Annotated in this window: 13 protein-coding genes; 8 read left to right on the forward strand and 5 right to left on the reverse strand. The window is 71.4% G+C overall.

What is annotated here, in order from left to right; genetic code table 11:
* Positions 1 to 85 precede the first annotated feature (85 nt).
* The gene (gene htpG, locus ACZ7LU_RS06770; RefSeq protein ID WP_471915916.1) at positions 86 to 1,969 is read left to right on the forward strand and encodes a molecular chaperone HtpG; all 1,884 of its coding nucleotides are present in this window, start codon (positions 86 to 88) and stop codon (positions 1,967 to 1,969) included.
* A 117-nt stretch (positions 1,970 to 2,086) separates the two neighbouring features.
* On the opposite strand, the gene ACZ7LU_RS06775 is transcribed toward htpG, so the two are convergent.
* Positions 2,087 to 2,692 (reverse strand): dihydrofolate reductase family protein, encoded by a 606-nt coding sequence (locus tag ACZ7LU_RS06775; protein WP_471915917.1) that lies wholly within the window; start codon positions 2,690 to 2,692, stop codon positions 2,087 to 2,089.
* Positions 2,693 to 2,874: 182 nt separating this feature from the next.
* Here ACZ7LU_RS06775 and panD point away from each other — a divergent pair, with 182 nt between their 5' ends.
* From panD to ACZ7LU_RS06795, 4 genes are all read left to right on the forward strand, one after another.
* A complete protein-coding gene (gene panD, locus ACZ7LU_RS06780) occupies positions 2,875 to 3,303 on the forward strand; it encodes an aspartate 1-decarboxylase (RefSeq protein WP_471915918.1) in 429 nt (142 codons plus the stop codon).
* On the forward strand, positions 3,300 to 3,962 hold the full coding sequence (locus tag ACZ7LU_RS06785; protein ID WP_471915919.1) for an aspartate/glutamate racemase family protein: 663 nt from the start codon (positions 3,300 to 3,302) through the stop codon (positions 3,960 to 3,962). The genes panD and ACZ7LU_RS06785 overlap by 4 nt, the downstream gene beginning before the upstream one ends.
* Before the next feature lie 572 nt (positions 3,963 to 4,534).
* Complete coding sequence (locus ACZ7LU_RS06790) at positions 4,535 to 5,515, forward strand: acetylxylan esterase (RefSeq protein ID WP_471915920.1); 981 nt, start codon at positions 4,535 to 4,537, stop codon at positions 5,513 to 5,515.
* A gap of 133 nt (positions 5,516 to 5,648) precedes the next feature.
* Positions 5,649 to 6,917, forward strand: coding sequence for a transglycosylase family protein (locus ACZ7LU_RS06795; protein WP_471915921.1), 1,269 nt, complete (start codon positions 5,649 to 5,651; stop codon positions 6,915 to 6,917).
* A 24-nt stretch (positions 6,918 to 6,941) separates the two neighbouring features.
* Here ACZ7LU_RS06795 and ACZ7LU_RS06800 read toward each other — a convergent pair whose 3' ends face one another.
* The gene (locus tag ACZ7LU_RS06800) at positions 6,942 to 7,991 is read right to left on the reverse strand and encodes a DMT family transporter (protein WP_471915922.1); all 1,050 of its coding nucleotides are present in this window, start codon (positions 7,989 to 7,991) and stop codon (positions 6,942 to 6,944) included.
* A 247-nt stretch (positions 7,992 to 8,238) separates the two neighbouring features.
* Between ACZ7LU_RS06800 and ACZ7LU_RS06805 the strand changes: the two genes are divergently transcribed.
* From ACZ7LU_RS06805 to glgC, 3 genes are read left to right on the forward strand one after another with little or no spacing between them, the layout of a single operon-like run.
* Entirely contained in the window at positions 8,239 to 8,994 is a 756-nt protein-coding gene (locus ACZ7LU_RS06805; RefSeq protein WP_398298836.1) for a (2Fe-2S)-binding protein, read from the forward strand.
* A 48-nt stretch (positions 8,995 to 9,042) separates the two neighbouring features.
* On the forward strand, positions 9,043 to 10,209 hold the full coding sequence (glgA, locus tag ACZ7LU_RS06810; RefSeq protein ID WP_470979566.1) for a glycogen synthase: 1,167 nt from the start codon (positions 9,043 to 9,045) through the stop codon (positions 10,207 to 10,209).
* Between the two features lie 28 nt (positions 10,210 to 10,237).
* On the forward strand, positions 10,238 to 11,458 hold the full coding sequence (gene glgC / locus ACZ7LU_RS06815) for a glucose-1-phosphate adenylyltransferase (RefSeq protein WP_398298832.1): 1,221 nt from the start codon (positions 10,238 to 10,240) through the stop codon (positions 11,456 to 11,458).
* 9 nt (positions 11,459 to 11,467) lie between these two features.
* Here glgC and ACZ7LU_RS06820 read toward each other — a convergent pair whose 3' ends face one another.
* The 3 genes from ACZ7LU_RS06820 to ACZ7LU_RS06830 are packed head-to-tail and all read right to left on the reverse strand — an operon-like array spanning position 11,468 to position 15,010.
* The gene (locus ACZ7LU_RS06820) at positions 11,468 to 12,496 is read right to left on the reverse strand and encodes an ABC transporter permease (protein WP_471915923.1); all 1,029 of its coding nucleotides are present in this window, start codon (positions 12,494 to 12,496) and stop codon (positions 11,468 to 11,470) included.
* Positions 12,496 to 13,455 (reverse strand): ABC transporter permease, encoded by a 960-nt coding sequence (locus ACZ7LU_RS06825; protein ID WP_471915924.1) that lies wholly within the window; start codon positions 13,453 to 13,455, stop codon positions 12,496 to 12,498. The genes ACZ7LU_RS06820 and ACZ7LU_RS06825 overlap by 1 nt, the downstream gene beginning before the upstream one ends.
* A gap of 40 nt (positions 13,456 to 13,495) precedes the next feature.
* Positions 13,496 to 15,010, reverse strand: coding sequence for a sugar ABC transporter ATP-binding protein (locus ACZ7LU_RS06830; RefSeq protein ID WP_471915925.1), 1,515 nt, complete (start codon positions 15,008 to 15,010; stop codon positions 13,496 to 13,498).

Genomic DNA, 15,010 nt, shown 5'->3' on the forward strand with positions numbered 1-15,010 from the left:
GAGACCCGCGCACCACCACCGAAAATGGTGGCGGAAAATATGGGCGTCGCACAGAACGACCGATCAACCGACCAGAAGGGAAGTCATGAGCACCGAGACGCTGGAGTTCCAGGCCGAGGCGCGGCAGCTGCTGGAGCTGATGGTCCACTCGATCTACTCGAACAAGGACATCTTCCTTCGCGAACTCATCTCCAACGCCTCTGATGCCCTGGACAAGCGGCGCCTGGCCGGCCTGCAGGACGACAGCCTCAAGACGGACGACCCGCACATCGAGATCGAGGCCGACAAGGAGGCCCGCACGCTGACCGTGCGGGACAACGGCATCGGCATGACGCGCGACGAGGTCGTGGGGCTGATCGGCACCATCGCCAAGTCCGGCACGGCAGAGACGCTGCGCCGGCTCAAGGAGAACAAGGGGAAGGACGGGAAGGGCGGGAAGGACGGGAAGGAGGCGAGCAAGGAGAGCGCGGATTCGGCCGAGCTGATCGGCCAGTTCGGCGTCGGCTTCTACTCCGTGTTCATGGTCGCGGACAAGGTCACCCTGGTCACCCGCAAGGCCGGTACGCCGACCGGGGTGCGCTGGGAGTCGGACGGCGACGGCACGTACACGATCGAGACCGTCGAGGACGCCCCGGAGGGCACGTCGGTCCACGTGCACCTGCGGCCCGCCGACGAGGAGGACGCGCTCTACGACTACACCGATGAAGGCAAGATCCGGGAGATCGTCAAGCGGTACTCGGACTTCATCTCCTTCCCCGTCCGGATGGGGGAGTCGACCCTCAACTCGATGAAGGCGCTCTGGGCCCGCCCGCGCTCCGAGGTGAGCGAGGAGGAGTACCGGGAGTTCTACCGGCACATCAGCCATGACTGGACGGACCCGCTCGACATCATCCAGATGCGGGCCGAGGGCACCTTCGAGTACGAGGCCCTGCTGTTCCTGCCCTCGAGGGCCCCGCACGACCTCTACCAGCGCGACGCCCGCCACGGCCTCCAGCTCTACGTCAAGCGGGTGTTCATCCTGGACGACAGCCGCGAGCTGCTCCCCGATCACCTGCGCTTCGTCAAGGGCGTCGTGGACGCCGCCGACCTGTCGCTGAACATCTCCCGCGAGATCCTCCAGCAGGACCGGCACATCCAGCTCATCCGCCGCCGCCTGGCGAAGAAGATCCTGGCGTCCATCAAGGAGCTGATGAGCAAGGACGCCGAGAAGTACCGCACCTTCTGGCGCGAGTTCGGGCCCGCCGTCAAGGAGGGCCTCCTCGACCGGACGGAGGACCACAAGGCGATTCTCGACATCGCGTCCTTCGCCTCCACCGCGGGTGAGGAGCCCACCACCCTGGCCGACTACCTCGACCGGATGCCGGAGGGCCAGGACAAGATCTACTTCATGACCGGTGACAGCCGCGCACAGATCGAGAACTCCCCGCACATGGAGGCGTTCCGGGCCAAGGGGTACGAGGTCCTGCTGCTCACCGATCCGGTGGACGAGATCTGGGTCGAGGCGGTCCGCGACCACGAGGGCAAGGAGTTCCAGTCCATCGCCCGCGGCGCGGTGGACCTGCCCTCCGAGGAGGAGCCGTCGGAGGAGGAGGCCGGGGAGTACGCGGCCGTCCTCGCCTGGCTCAACGAGACGCTCGACGACGTCAAGGAGGTGCGCCTGACGACCCGGCTCACCAGCTCACCGGCGTGCCTGGTCAGCGACACGGACGGCCTCACGCCGGCCCTGGAGAAGATGTACAAGGCGATGGGCCAGGAGCTCCCGCCGGTCAAGCGCATCCTGGAGCTGAACCCGAAGCACCCGTTGGTCGGCGCGGTCAAGGCGGCGCACGACAAGCGGCCCGACGACCCGGAGCTGAGCGGGACGGCCGAGCTGCTGTACGGCACCGCGCTGCTCGCCGAGGGCGGCGATCTGGCCGACCCGGCACGCTTCGCCGCTCTGCTGGCCGACCGCCTCAGCAAGACGATCTGAGCCCGGCGCCCGGCGTCTTGTGACGACGACTGCTGCGCGTACGGATACGGACGTACGCGCAGCAGTCGTGCCGTAAATGCCCTGCGTATACGGGTTTGGGCTGCGGATGGGATGGCGTCACGCAGGGACGACGAGCGGCGGGTGCTCGAGCACGCGGGGCTTGTACTCGACCAGTTGGGTGCGGCCGTCGAAGGTGCGGTGGTCGATCATCTCGAGGGCGATGTCCGGATAGCCGTCGTAGATGCGCTCGTCGCCCGTGGCCCCGGTGATCACCGGGAACATGACGACCCGGAAGCGGTCGACGAGTCCGGCTCGCAGCAGGGACCGGCACAGGCTGAGGCTGCCGATCGTGCTGAGGAGCCCCGAGCCGCTCGACTTCATGGCGCGGACCGCCTCGACGGCGTCGTCGCGGACGAGCGTGGAGTTGGCCCACGTCAGCGGCTCCTCCAGGGAGGAGGAGAACACCACCTTGGACGCCCGCGTGAGCTCGTCGACGGACGCCTCTTCCTCGGGCCTGAACTCGTCCTGGCCGTCCGGGACCTCGCCCGCGGCGAAACCCGACATCAGACGGTAGGTCTTCGCTCCCATCAGGTAGGTGGCCTCGGGCTGTTCGCCGAGCCACGCGAGGTATTCCGGGCCCTCGAGGCCCCAGAACCCGGACCATCCCTCTCCCGATGCGTAGCCGTCGAGGGAGGTGATGAAGTCGACGAGAAGCTCCGACATGGCACTGTCCTTTCCTGAGGTGTCATGAGCTTTGACCGCCCGGAAGCCACAAACTCATCGGCTGGCGCCGCCGGAGGGGCGGGTCGCCGTACCGGATAGGCTCATGCGACTCGTTGTAGAGTGTCGAAACAGCCCTTGACCTGCATAAACGCAGGCAGGGAGCCTACTCTTGGGAGTGTCCGATGCTGCGTACCATGTTCAAGTCCAAGATTCACCGCGCCACGGTGACCCAGGCCGACCTGCACTACGTGGGGTCCGTCACCATCGACGCGGAGTTGCTCGACGCCGCCGATCTGCTGCCCGGTGAGCTCGTCCACATCGTCGATGTCACCAACGGCGCGCGTCTGGAGACGTACACGATCGAGGGCGAGCGGGGCAGCGGTGTCATCGGGATCAATGGCGCGGCCGCCCACCTCGTGCACCCCGGCGACAAGGTGATCATCATCAGCTACGCCCAGGTGGAGGATGCCGAGGCCAGGGCGCTGCGACCGCGCGTTGTGCACGTCGACGAGGGCAACCGCGTGGTGGCTCTCGGCGACGACACGGCGGAGCCGGTGCCCGGCGGGGCCGACATGGTGCGCAACCCGCTGAGCCGCGCGGTCTCCGCGTGACCGGCCGCCCGGTGACGCTCGGGCTCCTCCACACGTCGTCCGTGCACGTGCCCGTCTTCGAGGAGCTGCGGGACGCCGGACACCCGGAGCTCGGGCTGCGCCACCACGTGGTGGAGGACCTCCTGGCGCGGGCACGGCAGGAAGGACCGGACGCGGTCGCCACCGACGTGCGCGCCGCTCTCGTGCGGGCCGCGGAGGGCGGGGCCGCCGCCGTGCTGTGCACCTGCTCCACCATCGGGGGTGTCGCCGAGACCGTGGGCGCCGACATCGGCGTGCCCGTGGTGCGGGTCGACCGGCCCATGGCGGCCGCGGCCATCGCCGCGGGGCCCCGGGTCGTCGTGCTCGCCACGGTCGCCTCCACGGTCGGGCCGACCTCGGCGCTCGTCAAGGACGAGGCCCGGCGCGCAGGGCGGGACGTGTCGGTGCGGGCCGAAGTGGTCGACGGGGCGTGGGAGCGGTTCGAGGCCGGCGACTCCGAGGGGTACGCCGAGGGCGTGGCCCGAGCGGTGCGCGGGGTGCGGAACGCCGACGCGATCGTGCTGGCGCAGGCCTCCATGGCGCAGGCGGAGAGACTCGTTCCGGACGTCCGGGCCCGGATACCGGTGCTGTCCAGCCCTCGCCTCGGCCTCGCATCGGCGGCCGCGCTGGCCGCCGGCTAGGCAGCACGGGGGCGGCTGGGCACGGCCGGGGCGTGCCTGGGGCCGACCCAGGTGGCCGTCCGCCGCGGGCACGGTGGGAGGAACCGTGGAAGGCTTGGGTCCGGGGGTGTCGGGTACGCGGGGAGGAGCCGTTGGCGTACCACTGGCTGGAGGAGTGCAATGACTCAACCGTTCCCCGATCCCGCACCGAAGCCGGGGCCGGTCAGGCCCTTCCCGGACCCTGACCCGGTGCCGCCGACGGAGCCGGGGAGGCCCTTCCCTAACCCGGACCCCGTGCCGAATCCAGAGCCCCGGCCCAGCCCGGAGCCACCGCCGTCCCCGATCCCGCAGCCGCCGGGCCCCGACCCGGCGCCGGAGCCCCAGCCGGGGCCGATGCGCTGAGTGGAGAGGGTGGGCGTGGGCCGGTGGGGCCACGCCCACCCGCGTTTCCCCCCCGGGGGGCGGGTCCCGGCCCGCGGATGTGTTGCCGCCCCCCGCGGTCACAGACCCTGGCCGGGAATACACCCTGTCGGGCCGAGATCAGCTGGCATAGCGTGAACCCTCCCAGGACATGACCCCAGGAGGAGTCGCCCGTGCCTCAGTTCGACCTGCCCCTTGATGAACTGCGCCGATACCGCCCCGACTTGCCCGAGCCCGACGACTTCGACGCCTTCTGGGAGAAGACGTTGCTGGAGGCGCGGGAGCACGAGCTGGACGCGCGGTTCGAGGCGGTGGAGCTGCCGTTGACCGGCGTGCGGGTCCTCGATGTGACGTACGCCGGGTTCGGGGGCCATCCCGTCAAGGGGTGGCTGGTTCTGCCCGCCGGCGCCGAGGACGGCGAGCCGCTGCCCGCCGTCGTGGAGTACATCGGGTACGGCGGTGGCCGGGGCCTGCCCCACATGCACCTGCTGTGGGCCGCGGCCGGGTACGCGCACTTCGTGATGGACACCCGCGGGCAGGGCAGCGCGGGGTGGGCGCAGGGCGACACCCCGGACCCGGTGGGGAGTGGACCGGCGCACCCCGGGTTCATGACGCGCGGCATCGAGGACCCGCACGACTACTACTATCGCCGCCTGTACGTCGACGCGGTGCGCGCCGTCGAGGCCGCCCGCGCCCATCCGTTCGTGGACGCCGCACGGGTCGCCGTGCTCGGCGTCAGCCAGGGCGGCGGACTCGCCCTCGCCGTCGGCGGACTCGTGCCGGACCTGGCCGCCGTGCTGTCCGACGTCCCCTTCCTCTGCGACTTCCCGCGCGCGACGACCCTGACGGACCGGCTGCCCTACAGCGAGATCGCGTCCTACCTGAAGGCCCGCAGGGACGGCCGGGAACGTGTCTTCCAGACCCTGTCGTACTTCGACGGCGTGCACTTCGCCGCCCGGGGGCGTGCGCCCGCGCTCTTCTCCGCGGCCCTGGAGGATCTGACCTGCCCGCCGTCCACGGTGTTCGCCGCCTTCAACGCGTATGCGGGGAGCGAGCGTTCGATGGAGGTGTACGCCTTCAACGATCACGAGGGTGGTGGCCCCTACCAGCAGGGCGTGCAACTCCGGTGGGTTCAGGAACACTTGAGGGGCTGACGGGTATCACCGTCTGTTCAACTCCCCCTCGGCTCCATGCCCTTGTCACGGATTGGTCAACCGGCTAACTTGCGGGCTTGTCGTGTGTCCGCTGTGTGCAATCCGTGATGACGTGTGTCCGAGGGGGCTCCCAATGGCCGTACGGGGCCGGCACCGCCGGTATCAGCCGAACCGCATCAACCGTGCGTCGCTGACCGTCACGGCGGGCGGCGCGGGCATGGCGCTCCCGCTGACCGTCGCGGGCACCGCGGGCGCCGCCGACGTCGACACCTGGAACAAGGTGGCGGCCTGCGAGTCCGGCAACAACTGGAGCATCAACACCGGCAACGGCTACTACGGCGGCCTCCAGTTCAAGCAGTCCACCTGGGAGGCGTACGGCGGCACGGCCTACGCCTCGCGGGCCGACCGCGCCACCAAGGCCCAGCAGATAGCCGTCGCCGAGAAGGTCCTCGACGCGCAGGGCCCCGGCGCCTGGCCCGTCTGCTCGGCGAAGGCCGGTCTCACCCGGGGCGGCGGCACGCCCGACGCAGGCCCCGGCAAGGCGGCACCGGCCAAGGCCCCGAGCAAGCCCGAGCGGCCCGGACGCGACGTCAGGGACGTCAAGCCCGAGACGACCCCGCAGTCCGCCGCGGGCAGCGCCGAGATGTACACCGTGGTCCACGGCGACACCCTCTCCGGCATCGCCGACGAACGCCGGGTCCGGGGCGGCTGGCAGCGCCTGTACGAAACCAACCGGCGCGTCATCGGCGGCGACCCCGACCTGATCACACCGGGGCAGCGCCTCTCCGTCCATGGCCAGGGCGGCGGCACCAAGGAGCGGGCCCCACAGAAGGCGTCGGACCGGAAGGCCACCGAGAACAGGGCGGCCGACAGGAAAGCCGCCGAGAGAAAAGCCGCCGAGAAGAGGGCCGCCGAAAGGCAGGCGGCCGAGAAAGCGGCCGCCCAGAAGAAGCGCGAGAAGCAGCGGGCCGCGGCCCCGCAGGCGGAGCGGGCCACCTCCGGTGCCTCCGCCCCCGTCGCCGCCTCGCCCAGCACGCCGTACCGTGCCGCGGGCAGCTCCTGGTCGAAGGGCTATCACACGGGCGTCGACTTCGCCGTGCCGACCGGGACGGCCGTGAAGTCCGTCGCGGCGGGCCGGGTCGTCTCCGCGGGCTGGGGCGGCAGCTACGGCTACCAGGTGGTCATCCGCCACACCGACGGGAAGTACAGCCAGTACGGGCACCTGTCGGCGCTCTCCGTGAAGGCGGGGCAGCAGGTCGGCGCCGGGCAGCGCATCGCCCGGTCCGGATCCACCGGGAACAGCACGGGCCCGCATCTGCACTTCGAGGTGCGGACGGGGCCCGGCTTCGGTTCCGACATCGACCCGCTCGCCTACCTGCGGGCACGCGGCGTACGGATCTGACACGCCCCGTACGGATCAAAGCCGTCAGGACACCATGCGCTCGCGGCGCCTCGGCTGCCGCGGGCGCGTCCGGCGGTGGGGCGGCGCCGGCTGCTGCGAGGGCACCGCGGGCAGCGCGTCTGTGGGGCACGGGCAAGGGTCGCCCCCCGCCTCCGCAGCGGTCTCGGCGGCGTCCGGCTGCGGCGTGGACGGGCCGCCTCGCGCCACCGGACCGGCCTCGGCCGCGGTGGTGAGGGTCGCCGCCTCCCGGGCGATCCGCTCGGTCGTCAGCAGGATCAGACCGCAGGCGGCCACGACGCCGCTGCCGAGCGCGAGGACGGTGCCCGTGGCGCCGTGCCGGAAGGATTCTCCGAAGAGGGTCAGGCCGACCGCTGCCGCGACCACCGGGTTCACCACGGTCACCGTCGACAGCGGTGCCGCGAGCCCCGCACCCCGGTACGAGGCCTGCGAGAGCAGCAGGCCGGCCGCCGCGAGCACCGCGATCGCCCCGAGGGTGGGGAGCTGCTCGAGGAGCCCGACGCGGTGGTCCCAGTCCACCGCCACCGTCTTCGTGAACACCGACGCGATGCCGAACGCCGCACCGGCCGCGCAGGCCAGCAGCACGCTGCGCACCACCGGGTGCCGGTGCGCCGCGTGCGCCGCCAGCGTCAGCACGGCCACGCCGCCGCCCGTGACGAGGCCGAGCATGACGCGCTCCGCGTCGGCGAGCGTCTGCGAGTCGGACGTCGAGGTGAGCGACAGGAGCCCGGCGAGCCCCACCGTCGCCATGAGCGCGCCCCGCCAGGCGGTGGCCCCGGCCCTGCGCCGTACGAACAGGGCCGCCATCGGCAGGGCGAACACGATGGTCAGGGCGCCCAGCGGCTGGACCAGGCTGAGCGGGCCGTAGGCGAGCGCCACCACGTGCAGCAGCGCGCCGAGACCGTTCAGGGCGATCGCGGTCCACCAGGCGCCGCGGCGCAGCGGCGCGTACTGGTCCGGCGTCGTCGCCGCCACGCGCTCCTGCAGGATCGCCCCGCCGGCGTACGCCACGGCTGAGACGAGGGACAGCACCACGGAAAGCGCCAGAGCACTCATGACGTGCTCCGCGGGGTGCGGTGCTCCCGGTGATCCCGGTCGGGCGAACGGTCTGCTTCCATACTGACAACGATGACGCGGGAATCCCTTTAAGTCGTCGTACCTGAGCAGGCAATTGGTCCTACTGCCGATGGAGTACTGCCTTTGCCGTGTCCTCCCCAGGAGGGGTTACCTCCTGGGCGCGGAGAGTGACCCTCATCGGCACCCCAGGGGTGGGCGGCGCCGCGCGGCTTGCTGTACTTCTCCCGTGACCACCCACATTGACCTGGCAGAACTCGGCTCCGTCGGCGGATTCTTCGCCCTGCGCGTGAGCCCGGCGCACGACCGCGGCGTCCGGCCGCTGGCAGCGGTGTACAGACTTCCGGAACCCGGTGATCCGACCGGTTCGGAATCCGGTGATCCGATCGGTTTCCGGGTCGACAAGGTCGCGCGGCGGCTCGGCGCCCCGGAGGACCGCGTCGCGGTGTCCGTGGCACAGCTGGGGCTCGCGGCCCGCCTCTGGTCCGTGGCGCTCGGCTCCGCCGCACTGTACGGCCGGGTGCCCGACCTCGACCCCGAGCTGCTCGGCTGGGACGCCGACGGCACCTCGCCCGACGACCTGTGGCTGACCGGCGTACGCCCGCTGCCGGGCGATGCCGGGACCATCCGGGACGTCGTGCAGTACGGCCATCTGGCGCCGCTGTCCGAGGCGTTGCGGGCCCGGTACCGGATCTCCGCGGGGCTGCTGTGGGGCAACGCGGGATCCGCGCTCGCGGGCGCGGCGCGCGAACTGCACGGCTGGGCCGCGCGATCGGGACGCGCGGATGTGGGGGAGCGGGCCCTGAGCCTGGCCGCCGAGCTCTTCGACCACCCCGACCTGCGCGGCACAGGCACCCTGCGGGGCACGGCGTTCCGGCGCCGCAGCTGCTGCCTCTACTACCGGTGCCCCGGTGGCGGGCTGTGCGGCGACTGCTGCTTCGACCGCCCGCCGCAGCGGTCTTCCCCCGGGGCCGCGTCTGGGTGACCATGAAGGTGGCGCGGCCGGCATCGGACGGACGACGGAGGGTGCTACGTGAAGGTGGGCCTGCTCACCCGGGAGTATCCGCCGGACGTCTATGGAGGCGCCGGCGTGCACGTCGAGTTCCTGGCACGGGAGTTGCGGTCCCTCACGGACCTCGAAGTCCACTGCTGGGGCGAGGGCGCGGCCGACGGGCTCGTGCGGCACGGCGCGTGGCCCGCGCTCGACGGGGCCAACGACGCGCTGCGCACCTTCTCCGTGGACCTCGCCATGGCCGCGGCGCTCGCCGACCGCGAGCTCATCCACTCCCACACCTGGTACACGAGCCTCGCCGGCCACGTCGGCAAGCTCCTGCACGGCATCCCGCACGTCATGACCTCGCACTCCCTGGAGCCGCTGCGCCCCTGGAAGGCCGAGCAACTGGGCGGCGGATACGCCCTGTCGAGCTGGGCCGAGCGCACTGCGGCCGAGGCCGCCGACGCCGTGATCGCGGTGTCCGGCGCGATGCGCGAGGACATCCTCGCCTGCTATCCGGCCGTCGACCCGGCGAAGGTCCACGTCGTGCACAACGGCATCGACACCGAGCTGTACCGCCCCGACCCCGGCACCGACGTCCTCGAGCGGCTCGGCGTCGACCCGGGGCGGCCGTACGTCCTGTTCGTCGGCCGCATCACCCGCCAGAAGGGCGTGCCCCATCTGCTGCGGGCGGCACGGAAGCTGGACTCCGACGTCCAGCTCGTCCTGTGTGCCGGAGCGCCCGACACCCCCGGCATCGACCTCGAATTCCGCACCCTCTTCGAGGAGCTGAGCAGCACCCGGGCGGGTGTCCGGTGGATCCCCGAGATGCTGCCGCGCCCCCAGGTCGTCCAACTCCTCACGCACGCCGCCGTGTTCGTCTGCCCTTCCGTGTACGAACCGCTGGGCATCGTCAACCTGGAGGCGATGGCGTGCGGCACGGCCGTCGTCGCCTCCCGGGTCGGCGGCATCCCGGAAGTCGTTCGGGACGGCACGACGGGGGTACTCGTCCCGTACGACGAAAGCGACCCCGAAGGCTTCGAACGCGAACTCGGACTGCTCCTGAACGAAGTGGCGACCGACCCGGAACGGGCCGCGGCGATGGGCGCGGCCGGACGCGACCGCGCACTCGGTGAATTCGGCTGGGACGCGGTGGCCCGGCGCACGGTCGAGGTGTACGAGAAGATCCTGCACGCCGACAGATAGCCGATAGCCGACCAAACAGGGGGCTGGGATGCGCGGTGGACCTTCGGTGCTCGGAATCGTGCTCGCCGGCGGGGAGGGGAAGCGGCTGCAGCCGCTCACCGCCGACCGGGCCAAACCAGCGGTCACGTTCGGCGGCACCTACCGCCTCGTCGACTTCGTGCTCTCCAACCTCGTCAACGCCGACATCCTGCGCGTCTGCGTCCTCACCCAGTACAAGTCGCACTCCCTCGACCGGCACGTGACGACGACCTGGCGCATGTCGAGCCTCCTCGGCAACTACGTCACCCCGGTGCCGGCCCAGCAACGCCTCGGCCCCCGCTGGTACTTGGGCAGCGCCGACGCCATCCTGCAGTCCCTCAACCTCGTCCACGACGAACAGCCCGACTACATCGCCGTGTTCGGCGCCGACCACGTCTACCGCATGGACCCGCGGCAGATGCTCCAGCAGCACATCGAGAACGGCGCGGCGGTGACCGTCGCCGGGATCAGGGTGCCGCGCGCCGAGGCGCCGTCGTTCGGCATCATCACGCCCGGGCGCGACGGCACGAAGGTGGAGCGCTTCCTGGAGAAGCCGACCGACCCGCCCGGGTTACCCGACGACCCGGACCAGGTCTTCGCCTCGATGGGCAACTACCTCTTCACCACCAAGACCCTCGTCGACGCCCTCCAGCAGGACGCCGAGGACGAGGAGTCCGCACACGACATGGGCGGCTCCATCCTGCCCCTGCTCACCGAGCGCGGCATGGCGCAGGTGTACGACTTCGACGACAACCACGTACCCGGTGAGACCCCCCGCGACCACGGCTACTGGCGCGACGTCGGCACGCTCGACTCGTACTACGAAGCCCACATGGACCTCATCTCGGACCAGCCCGTCTTCAACCTGGACAACCGGCGCTGGCCCATCTACACCCACTCCGGCGGCCTGCCGCCCGCCAAGTTCTGCGCGGGCGGCATCGCGGGCGAGTCGATCGTCAGCCCCGGCTGCGTCATCCGCGGCCAGGTCACCCGCTCCGTCCTCTCGCCCGGTGTGACCGTCGAGGAGGGCGCGGTCGTCCAGGGCTCCGTGCTGCACGACAACGTACGGATCGGGCGGGGTGCGGTGGTGCGCGGCGCCGTCCTCGACAAGAACGTCGACGTACCGCCCGGCGCCACGATCGGGGTCAATCCGGAGCGGGACGAGGAGCTGTACACGGTGTCCGCGGGCGGGGTGATCGCCCTCGGGAAGGGGCAGGTCGTACCGATGTGAGGCCCGCGCTCACAGCACGCGGCGCCTGCGGCCGAGCCACGTCTGCGCGATCACCACCACGGCCAGGAAGGCGCCGCTGACCACCTGTTGGTAGGCGGAGTCGAGCGAGCCGATCTGGTTGATGACGTTCTGGATGACCTTGAGGAGCAGGACGCCGACCAACGACCCGCTGATGAAGCCGAACCCGCCGGAGAGCAGCGTGCCGCCGATGACGACCGCGGAGATCGCCTCCAGTTCCATGCCGGAGCCGAGGATCGTCACCCCGGAGACCAGCCAGGCCGCGTTGAGGGCCCCGGCGAGCCCCGCGCAGAGTCCGGAGACCGTGTAGACGGCGATCTTCGTACGGGCCACGGGGGCGCCCATCAGCGCCGCCGCGTCCTCGTTCCCGCCGACCGCGTACACGTACTGGCCGAACCGGGTGCGGCGCAGCACGACCGCGCCCGCCACGAAGAGCGCGACCGTGATCCACACCGGGGCGCCGATGCCGAGCACCTTGCCCTGCCCGAGCGTGGCGAAGAAGGAGTCCTTGTCGACGAGGTACGTCCTGGACCCCTCGTCGGTGACCGACAGGAGGATGCCGCGGGCCGCCAGCATCGCCGCGAGCGTCACGATGAACGGCGCGAGCCGCGCGCGGGCGATCAGCAGGCCGTTGACGAGGCCGATGAGACCGCAGACCGCGAGCGGCAGGAGCAGCGCCACGGCCGTGCCGTACTGCGACCCCCAGGCGGCCAGCACCCCGCCGAGGGCGAAGAGCGAGCCGACCGACAGGTCGATGCCGCCGGTCACGATCACGAACGTCATGCCGAGCGCGACCACCGCGAGGAACGCGGAGGACACTGCCATGTTCTCCAGGTTGTCGCCGGTCAGGAACGTGTCGAAGCTCAGCGACGCGACGAGCACCGCGACGATCAGCGTGACGAGCGCGCCGTGCTGCTGGGCCAGCGCGCCGAGCCGATCGGAGCGGGCAGGGCCCGCGGTCCGCTCCTCCCGGACGGCCTGACCCATGGGATCCGCCGGACTCTTCGTGTCGATGGTCATCACTTGCCCCTCTCGCGTGCCGCGCAGACCGCCAGGACGATCACCACGGCCTGGGCGATCTGTGTCCACGACGGCGGCAGGTCGTGCTTGATGAGCGTGGCCGTGAGCAGCTGGATGAGGACCGCGCCCGCCACGGTGCCGCCGATCCTGATGCGGCCGCCGCTGAGCGGGGTGCCGCCGACGACCACCGCGGTGATCGCGGAGAGCTCCATCAGACTGCCGAGCGACGTCGGGTCGCTTGCGGACAGACGGGCGGTCGCGAGGACTCCGGCGAGTGCGGCGAGAGCGCCGCAGACCACGTACACGACGATGAGCACGCGGCGCACCGGCAGGCCCGCGAGGAGCGCGGCCGGGCGGCTGTCGCCGATGGCGAGGAGCTGCCGGCCGAACGTGGTGCGCCGCACGACGAAGGCGGTCAGCAGCGCGAGGGCCGCCGCGATCAGGACCAGGTACGGGACGCCGAGCACGGCACCGGAGCCGAGCGACGCCATCGCCGGGTCGCGGACGTCCTTGAGCTGCGGGAGGAGGACCAGGGCGAGGCCCCGGCCCGCGACCATCAGCGCGAGTGTCGCGACGATGGGCTGGACGCCGATGAACGCGACGAGGGAGCCGTTGGCCGCGCCGACCGCCATCCCGCCGAGCAGCGCCACGGCAAGCGCGATCCACATGCCGTACCCGAGGTAGAGCGAGACGAGGGAGGTGGAGAGCGCCATCACCGAGCCGACGGACAGGTCGACGCCCTCGCTGCCGATGGCCAGCGCCATGCCGAGCGCCACGACGAGGACGGGGGCGACCTGGACGGCCTGGGTGCGGAAGTTCTCGCCGGACAGGAAGTGCGGGGTGAAGAGGATGTTGACCAGGAGGAGGACGGCGACGCCCGCGTAGACGCCGTAGTTCTGGAGGAGGCGCAGGAGACGGTCGCGGTCGGTGGCCGTGCGGCCGAGGGCGAGGTCGGTCATGGGGAGCTCCGTGGGTGCGGGGCCTGCCGTTCGTGGTGGGTCATGGGCCCGGCTTCGCGGGGGCCGCCGCCATGGCGCGCAGCAGGTTCTCCTCCGTCACCGAGGCGCCGGTGAGTTCCGCGACGGCCGTGCCGTCCTTGAGGACGATCACCCGGTCCGAGCCCTCGACGAGCTCCTCCATGTCCGAGGAGATGAGGAGGACACCGAGCCCGTCGGCCGCCAACTCATCGACGAGTGACTGGACTTCGGCCTTCGCGCCGATGTCGATGCCGCGTGTGGGCTCGTCGAGCAGCAGCACCTTCGGGTGCATCGCGAGCCAGCGGGCGAGGAGTACCTTCTGCTGATTGCCGCCGGACAGCTCGCCCACCTTCTGGTGGGGGCTCGACGCCTTGATGCGCAGGCGCCGGACGAAGGTGTCCACGATCGCGTCGATGCCGCGTTCGTTCACCAGGCCGAGGCGCGAGAGACGGGGGAGTGCGGCCAGCGCGATGTTGTCGCGGACCGAGAGGCCGGGGACGATTCCCTCCGCCTTCCGGTCCTCGGGGAGGAGGCTGATGCCGGCCCGGATGGCGGCGGGCGTGGAGCCCGTACGGATGCGGGTGCCGCCGATCGCGACGGTCCCGGAGTCCGTCGGCAGGGCCCCGGCGATGGCCTTCGCCGTCTCGCTGCGACCCGAGCCGAGTAGCCCGCCCAGACCCACCACCTCCCCGGGCCGGATGGTGACCGACACCCCCCGAATCCGATGCCGTACCGTCAACTCCGCGGCGCACAGCACGGGTTCGCTTGTTGCCTCGTGCGCTCCCGTGAAGCGGGTGAGGCCCTCGTCCTGCACCTCGTCGGTCTCGCGGCCCAGCATCAGCGCGACCAGGCGCAGCCGGTCGAGGTCGGCGAGGGCGCCCGTGTGGACCACCTTGCCGTCCCGCAGCACGGTGACGGCGTCGCAGATCTCGTACAGCTCGTCCAGGCGGTGGCTGACGTAGACGACCGCGATGCCGCGCTCCCGCAGCATGCGGATCACCCCGAACAGGGTCTGCACCTCCCGTGGTTCCAGGGATGATGTCGGCTCGTCCATCACGACGACGCGCGCGTCGACCGCGACCGCGCGGGCCAGCGCCACCATCTGCTGCGCGCCGAGGCCGAGTTCACGCAGCGGGCGGCGGACGTCGACGCGGACGCCGAGCCCGCTCAGCGCCTCGTCGGCCTCGCGGTGCATCCGAGTGAAGTCGATCAGCCCGAGCCGGCCGCGGGGCTCACGGCCGAGGAAGAGATTGCGGGCCACGCTCATCAGGGGGACGAGGTTGACCTCCTGATAGATGGTGGAGATGCCTGCGTGCTGTGCTTCGAGGGGGGTGGCGAAGCGGACCGGGCGGCCGTCGTACGTCACCTCGCCCGCATCCGGCTCGTACACGCCCGTCAGGACCTTGATGAGGGTGGACTTGCCCGCGCCGTTCTCGCCGATCAGCGCGTGCACCTCGCCCGCGCGTGCGGTGAAGTCGACCGCGTCCAGGGCGCGCACGCCCGGGAAGGTCTTGGTCAGGCCGGTCACCGACAGCAT

The organism is Streptomyces sp. NPDC039462 (assembly GCF_055639375.1).